10 protein-coding genes and 1 pseudogene are annotated in these 6,220 nt (G+C 61.5%); all 11 read left to right on the plus strand.

What is annotated here, in order from left to right; translation table 11 throughout:
- Window positions 1–1,305: phage portal protein (locus U8U68_RS21195; protein ID WP_322204355.1), on the plus strand; the 1,305-nt coding region annotated here is incomplete at its 5' end.
- The gene (locus U8U68_RS21200) at window positions 1,211–1,933 is read left to right on the plus strand and encodes a head maturation protease, ClpP-related (RefSeq protein ID WP_322204357.1); all 723 of its coding nucleotides are present in this window, start codon (window positions 1,211–1,213) and stop codon (window positions 1,931–1,933) included. The genes U8U68_RS21195 and U8U68_RS21200, both read left to right, overlap by 95 nt.
- A gap of 13 nt (window positions 1,934–1,946) precedes the next feature.
- Window positions 1,947–3,152: a phage major capsid protein gene (locus U8U68_RS21205; RefSeq protein WP_322204359.1), complete on the plus strand. Its 1,206-nt coding sequence runs from the start codon at window positions 1,947–1,949 to the stop codon at window positions 3,150–3,152.
- A 60-nt stretch (window positions 3,153–3,212) separates the two neighbouring features.
- On the plus strand, window positions 3,213–3,476 hold the full coding sequence (locus U8U68_RS21210) for a head-tail connector protein (RefSeq protein ID WP_322204361.1): 264 nt from the start codon (window positions 3,213–3,215) through the stop codon (window positions 3,474–3,476).
- Complete coding sequence (locus U8U68_RS21215; RefSeq protein WP_322204363.1) at window positions 3,476–3,808, plus strand: phage head closure protein; 333 nt, start codon at window positions 3,476–3,478, stop codon at window positions 3,806–3,808. The genes U8U68_RS21210 and U8U68_RS21215 overlap by 1 nt, the downstream gene beginning before the upstream one ends.
- A 4-nt stretch (window positions 3,809–3,812) precedes the next feature.
- Window positions 3,813–4,196 (plus strand): HK97 gp10 family phage protein, encoded by a 384-nt coding sequence (locus U8U68_RS21220; protein ID WP_322204365.1) that lies wholly within the window; start codon window positions 3,813–3,815, stop codon window positions 4,194–4,196.
- Window positions 4,193–4,516 (plus strand): hypothetical protein, encoded by a 324-nt coding sequence (locus U8U68_RS21225; RefSeq protein WP_322204367.1) that lies wholly within the window; start codon window positions 4,193–4,195, stop codon window positions 4,514–4,516. The genes U8U68_RS21220 and U8U68_RS21225 overlap by 4 nt, the downstream gene beginning before the upstream one ends.
- Window positions 4,513–5,127 carry a major tail protein gene (locus U8U68_RS21230; RefSeq protein WP_322204369.1) on the plus strand — a complete coding sequence of 205 codons (615 nt, stop codon included), beginning with the start codon at window positions 4,513–4,515 and terminating at the stop codon, window positions 5,125–5,127. The genes U8U68_RS21225 and U8U68_RS21230 overlap by 4 nt, the downstream gene beginning before the upstream one ends.
- A 14-nt stretch (window positions 5,128–5,141) precedes the next feature.
- A complete protein-coding gene (locus tag U8U68_RS21235) occupies window positions 5,142–5,522 on the plus strand; it encodes a hypothetical protein (protein ID WP_322204371.1) in 381 nt (126 codons plus the stop codon).
- The gene (locus tag U8U68_RS21240; protein WP_322204373.1) at window positions 5,519–5,683 is read left to right on the plus strand and encodes a hypothetical protein; all 165 of its coding nucleotides are present in this window, start codon (window positions 5,519–5,521) and stop codon (window positions 5,681–5,683) included. The genes U8U68_RS21235 and U8U68_RS21240 overlap by 4 nt, the downstream gene beginning before the upstream one ends.
- 16 nt (window positions 5,684–5,699) lie before the next feature.
- Window positions 5,700–6,220: pseudogene (locus tag U8U68_RS21245) on the plus strand (phage tail tape measure protein); the annotation flags it as partial.

Genomic DNA, 6,220 nt, shown 5'->3' on the forward strand with positions numbered 1-6,220 from the left:
CGCACCGCCGGGAGCGGCTACACCTTCTACTTCGGCGGCTCCACCTCCGGCAAGGCCGTCACCGAGCGGAGCGCCATGCAGATGACGGCGGTGTATTCCTGCGTCCGCATCTTGGCGGAGGCAGTGGCTGGCCTGCCGCTGAACCTCTACCGCTACACTGAGGACGGCGGTAAGGAGAAGGCCATCGACCACCCACTGTACCTCCTGCTCCATGACGAGCCGAACCCGGAGATGAGTTCCTTTGTGTTCCGGGAAACGCTCATGACCCACCTGCTTCTCTGGGGCAACGCTTACGCACAAGTCATCCGAAACGGCAAGGGCGAGGTGGTGGCGCTGTACCCCCTCATGCCCAACAAAATGACGGTAGACCGGGACGAGCGGGGCCAGCTCTACTATAGCTACCAGCGGAGCAATGATGAGGCCATCCGCTCCAAAGGCCAGACCGTTATCCTCCGGCCCTCGGATGTGCTGCACATCCCCGGCCTGGGCTTTGACGGGCTGGTGGGCTACTCGCCCATCGCTATGGCAAAGAACGCCATCGGCATGGCTATCGCCTGCGAGGAGTACGGCGCTAAGTTCTTCGCCAACGGCGCGGCTCCGGGCGGCGTCCTGGAACACCCCGGCACCATCAAGGACCCCCAGCGGGTTCGGGAGAGCTGGCAGTCCACCTTCGGCGGCAGCGGCAACGCCAACAAGATCGCCGTTCTGGAGGAGGGCATGAAGTACACGCCCATCGGCATCTCGCCGGAGCAGGCTCAATTCCTCGAAACAAGAAAATTCCAAATCAATGAGATCGCTCGAATTTTCCGAGTGCCGCCCCACATGGTGGGCGACCTGGAAAAGTCGAGCTTTTCCAATATTGAGCAGCAGTCGCTGGAGTTCGTGAAGTATACGCTGGAGCCGTGGGTGATCCGCTGGGAGCAGTCCATCCATCGGACGCTACTCACCCAGGAGGAGAAATCCGCCTACTTCGTGAAGTTCAATCTGGAGGGGCTACTCCGTGGCGACTACCAGAGCCGGATGAACGGCTACGCTACCGCCCGTCAGAATGGCTGGATGTCGGCTAATGACATTCGGGAGTTGGAGAACCTGGACCGTATCCCCGCCGAGGAGGGCGGCGACCTGTACCTCATCAACGGCAATATGCTCCCGCTGCGAGATGCCGGAGCCTTTGCAAATATGACTACTTCGAGAGAGGAGGAAGATGACCATGAAAAAATTCTGGAACTGGAAAGTGAAGGCGGCGACGGAGACGGCCCCGGAGGAACGGACGCTGTTCCTCAACGGCACCATCGCCGAGGATAGCTGGTATGACGATGACGTGACCCCGGCGCTGTTCAAATACGAGCTGATGGCCGGGAAAGGCAACATCACCGTCTGGATCAACAGCCCCGGCGGTGACTGTGTGGCTGCGGCCCAAATCTACAATATGCTTATGGACTACCCCCACGATGTGACCGTGAAGATCGACGGCATCGCCGCCAGCGCGGCCTCGGTCATCGCCATGGCTGGCACCAAGGTGCTGATGTCCCCGGTGTCCACCATGATGATCCACAACCCCGCTACCATCGCCTGGGGCGATGCCGGGGAGATGGAGAGAGCCATCGCCATGCTGGAAACCGTGAAGGACTCTATCATCAACGCCTACGAGATCAAGTCTGGCCTGTCCCGCGCCAAGCTGTCCCACCTCATGGATACGGAAACCTGGATGGACGCAAACAAAGCGGTGGAGCTGGGCTTTGCGGACGGCATCCTGTCCCGCATCGATGCCGGGGACGAGGCCCCGCCCGCTGGCTCGGCGCTGTTCTCTCAGGCGGCGGTGGTCAATTCCCTCATGGGGAAGATCGCCCAGAAATGCAAAATTGAACATCCCACACCCACAGGCCGTTCCATCGACACGCTGATGGAGCGGCTTGAACTTTTGAAATTTTAAGGAGGATCACATCATGACCATTCAGGAACTGCGCGAGAAGCGGGCCAAGGCGTGGGAGGCTGCAAAGGCTTTCCTGGACAGCCGCCGCAACGAGAAGGGCGTCCTGTCCGCCGAGGACGATGCCGCCTACACCAAGATGGAGCAGGACATCACCGACCTAGGCAAGGAGATCGCCCGTCTGGAGCGGCAGGAGGCTCTGGACGCCGAGCTGTCCAGGCCCACCGCCAGCCCCCTCACCGGCAAGCCCCTGGGTTCTGGCGACCCGGACGAGCCCAAGACAGGGCGTGCATCCAAAGCCTACAAGGAGGCCATGCTCACCGCTCTGCGCACCAACTTCCGCCAGGTGAGCAACGTCCTCCAGGAGGGCATCGACGCCAACGGCGGCTACCTGGTGCCGGAGGAGTACGACTCCCGGCTCATTGATGGGCTGACCGAGGAGAACATCATGCGCAGGCTGGGCCACCGCATCACCACCAGCGGGGAACACAAGATCAACATCGCCGCTACCAAGCCCGCCGCCGCGTGGATCGACGAGGGCGGCGCGCTCACCTTCGGGGACGCCACTTTCGCTCAGATCAGTCTGGACGCCCACAAGCTCCATGTGGCGGTGAAGGTCACCGAGGAGCTGCTCTACGACAACGCCTTCGGCCTGGAGAGCTACATCATCGCCCAGTTCGCCAAGGCCCTGGGCAACGCCGAGGAGGATGCCTTCCTCAACGGGGACGGCACTGGCAAGCCCCTGGGCCTGCTGGCGGCGACCGGCGGGGCGCAGACCGCCGTCACCACCGCCGGGGCCTCCATCGCGGCGGACGAGGTCATCGACCTGGTCTACGCCCTCAAGCGGCCCTACCGCAAGAACGCCGCCTTCCTCACCAACGACCAGACGCTGGCCGTCCTGCGCAAGCTGAAGGACAACAATGGCCAGTACCTCTGGCAGCCCTCCTACCAGGCCGGAGAGCCGGACCGTCTGTTCGGCTACGCCATCCACACCTCTCCCTATTTCCCCACCGTCACCGCTGGAAAGCCCGCCATCGCCTTCGGCGATTTCAGCTACTACAACATCGGCGACCGGGGGACCCGTTCCTTCGCCGAGTTGAAGGAGCTGTTTGCCGGAAACGGCATGGTGGGTTTTGTGGCCAAGGAGCGGGTGGACGGCAAGCTGGTGCTGCCGGAGGCGGTGCAGCTCCTGACCATCAAGGCCAGCACTGCCGCGAAGTGATTTGCCGGGGGTCCCGGTGGTGTATCTGCCGGGACCCCCGGATTTAGAGGGGGTAACGCTATGCTCGTTTCTCTGAAGGAGGCCAAGAAGTACCTCCGGGTAGACCATGACGATGATGACACCATCATTCGGAAGTTCATCCGGGCGGCGGAAACGCTCTGCGAGGGTACGCTGCGCAAGGCCGTGGAGCCTGTCCCCATCAGCAAAGTGGCGGTGCTGTTCGCTGTGGCCTACCTCTACGAACACCGGGAGAATGCCGACATGGACGAGCTGACCCGGATGCTCCGCTACATTCTCGCAACAGAGCGGGAGGTGGCGTTCTGATGGAGATTTCCAAGCTGCGCTCCCGCATCACCATCCAGCAGGCCGTGGTGCAGACGGACGCCATCGGCAACCACACCAACGCCTGGGTGGACTACTGGTCCTGCGCCGCCTATGCCAACCTCGCCTCCGGGAAGGAGTACGGGGCCGCAGGGCAGACCTTGGGCAGCGACACCCTGGTGTTCGAGGTGCGCTGGTGTGAGCGGCTCCGGGATTTGGACAGCACTAAGTTCCGCATCCTGTTCGGCGGGGCCGTCTACAACATCACCTGCGTGGACGATGTGCAGTTCCGGCACGAACGGCTGAAAATCACCGCCCAGCGTGAAAGGCGGTGAGGATATGACTCGTGACAGGGTGTCCATCGACCAGTTCCCCGGCGCGGTCATGGCCCAGCTTGAGGAATATGTGTCCATGGCCTCAGACGAGGTCAAAGAGGCTGTCCGCATCGTCAGCGAGGATGTGAAAGCCGAGATACAGTCCCGCGCCCCGGTCAAGACGGGCAAATACAAAGCAAGCTGGACGGTTACCAAGGTGGAGGAGACCGCCCAATCCCTGGTGAACACTGTCCACTCGGCAAAACACTACCGGCTGACCCATCTGCTGGAGAACGGCCATGCCAAGCGGGGCGGCGGCAGGACGAGGGCATTCCCCCACATCGCCCCCGGCGAGGCCCTGGCGGAGAAGGAGCTGCTGGGGATAGTGGAAAGGAAGCTGAGAGGATGACGAGAGCAGATGTTCCCGCTCTGCTGGAGCGGCTGGGGTCCCCCTTCGCCTATGACCACTTTGCCGAAGGCGAGGGGCCGGACCCGCCCTTCCTGGTGTACCGCTATCCCAAGGCCGACAACTTCGCTGCCGATGGGGTGGCCTACTTCAAGCAGGATGTTCTCCATATCGAGGTCTACACCGACAAAAAGGACCCGGCTCTGGAGGAGCAGATCGAGGCCGCTCTGGACGAGGGCGGCATTTTTTACGGCAAAGGCGAAACGTGGATCGACAGCGAAAAGCTGTACGAGGTCCTTTATGAAATGGAGGTATCTGCATGAGCAGCACCAATAAGCGCAACAAGGTCAAGTTCAATATCTGCAACGTCCACTACGCTCCGCTGTCCCAGGACAACGATGGGAAGTACACCTGGGCGACCCCCGTGGCCCTCCCCGGCGCGGTGTCTCTGTCCCTGGACCCCGAGGGGGAGCCGGAGAGCTTCTATGCGGACGGCATCGAGTATTACGTCATCAACAACAACCAGGGCTATGACGGCGATCTGGAGTTGGCCCTCATCCCGGAGTCCTTCCGGCGCGACATCCTCATGGAAACCACGGATGCCAACAGCGTCCTGCTGGAGAACGCCGCCAGCGAAACGGGCAAGTTCGCCCTGCTGTTCGAGTTCGATGGCGATGTGCGGAAGATCCGCCATGTCCTCTACAACTGCTCCGCCTCCCGCCCCTCCATCTCTGCCAAGACCAACGAGGAGAGCCGGGAGGTGCAGACCGAGACCCTGACGGTCAAGGCCCGTCCTCTGTCCACCGGCTATGTGAAGGCCAAGACCGGCGACTCCACCAAGGCCAGCGTCTACAACAACTGGTACAAGAGCGTGTACCAGCCCGCCGACACCCCGGCTGTGGACGAGGATGCCTCCGCTGGCGGTCAGGGCTAAAGGAGGGCTGAACTATGGGTATCAAACGCACCATCGAGATTGACGGCCAGCAGGTCACCTTCAAGGCCAGCGCCGCCATCCCCCGCATCTACCGGCTGAAGTTCCACCGGGACATCTACAAGGACCTCGCCGCTCTGGAAAAGAGCGTGGGCGACAACAGTGAGGGCAGCTCCGGGCTGGATATGTTCTCTCTGGAGATGTTCGAGAACATCGCCTACATCATGGCGAAACACGCTGACCCCGCCGCCGTCCCAGATTCCCCAGAGGATTGGCTGGACCAGTTCAACACCTTCTCCATCTACCAGGTGCTGCCCCAGCTCATTGAGCTTTGGGGCCTGAATGTCCAGACGGATGTTCAGTCTAAAAAAAACTTCGCCCGACTGACCGCGAAATGACCACGCCGTTGTTCCTGCTCCGCTGTTTGCAGGTCGGGCTGTCCCTCCGGGACCTCGACCTGCTAACGGTGGGCATGGTCAACGACATTTTTGCGGAGCATCTAAACGATGACTGCAAGTACGCAACCCTGGCAACACAGGAAGATTTTGACCGCTTCTGATGGGAGGTGACGGCCTATGGGTGCAAGACGGATTGCGGGCATCACGGTGGAGATCGGCGGCGATACCACAAAGCTGACCACCGCTCTCAAGGATGTGGACAAGGCCCTCTCCACCACCCAGAGCAGCCTCCGGGATGTGAACAAGCTGCTCAAGCTGGACCCCGGTAACACGGAGCTGCTGGCGCAGAAACACAGGCTGCTGGGCGAGGCCGTCTCCGAGACTAAGGAGAAGCTGGCCACGCTGAAAACCGCTGCGGAGCAGGCGAATCAGGCCCTCGCCAACGGGGAGATCACCCAATCGCAGTATGACGCCCTCCAGCGAGAGATCATCGAGACTGAACAGAAACTCAAAGATTTAGAGCGGCAGGCGGAAAACTCGTCTGTCGCTCTTCAAAAAATCGGGCAGGTGGGTGATAAGCTCCAGGCCGTAGGAGATAAGGTGTCCGGGGTGGGCGAGACGCTCACCAAGTCGGTCACCGCCCCGGTGGTGGGCCTTGGTACCGCCGCTGTCGCCACCGCCGCCAACTTCGAGTCCTC

The sequence above is a fragment of the Acutalibacter intestini genome (assembly GCF_034334985.1).
Classification (GTDB): Bacteria; Bacillota; Clostridia; order Oscillospirales; family Acutalibacteraceae; genus Acutalibacter; species Acutalibacter intestini.

Excerpts from the sequence above, each read along its gene's own strand:
- U8U68_RS21205 (WP_322204359.1), top strand. The coding sequence starts at position 1,947 with ATGACCATTCAGGAACTGCGCGAGAAGCGGGCCAAGGCGTGGGAGGCT.
- U8U68_RS21240 (WP_322204373.1), top strand. The coding sequence starts at position 5,519 with ATGACCACGCCGTTGTTCCTGCTCCGCTGTTTGCAGGTCGGGCTGTCC.
- U8U68_RS21230 (WP_322204369.1), top strand. The coding sequence starts at position 4,513 with ATGAGCAGCACCAATAAGCGCAACAAGGTCAAGTTCAATATCTGCAAC.
- U8U68_RS21215 (WP_322204363.1), top strand. The coding sequence starts at position 3,476 with ATGGAGATTTCCAAGCTGCGCTCCCGCATCACCATCCAGCAGGCCGTG.
- U8U68_RS21235 (WP_322204371.1), top strand. The coding sequence starts at position 5,142 with ATGGGTATCAAACGCACCATCGAGATTGACGGCCAGCAGGTCACCTTC.
- U8U68_RS21210 (WP_322204361.1), top strand. The coding sequence starts at position 3,213 with ATGCTCGTTTCTCTGAAGGAGGCCAAGAAGTACCTCCGGGTAGACCAT.
- U8U68_RS21220 (WP_322204365.1), top strand. The coding sequence starts at position 3,813 with ATGACTCGTGACAGGGTGTCCATCGACCAGTTCCCCGGCGCGGTCATG.
- U8U68_RS21200 (WP_322204357.1), top strand. The coding sequence starts at position 1,211 with ATGAAAAAATTCTGGAACTGGAAAGTGAAGGCGGCGACGGAGACGGCC.
- U8U68_RS21225 (WP_322204367.1), top strand. The coding sequence starts at position 4,193 with ATGACGAGAGCAGATGTTCCCGCTCTGCTGGAGCGGCTGGGGTCCCCC.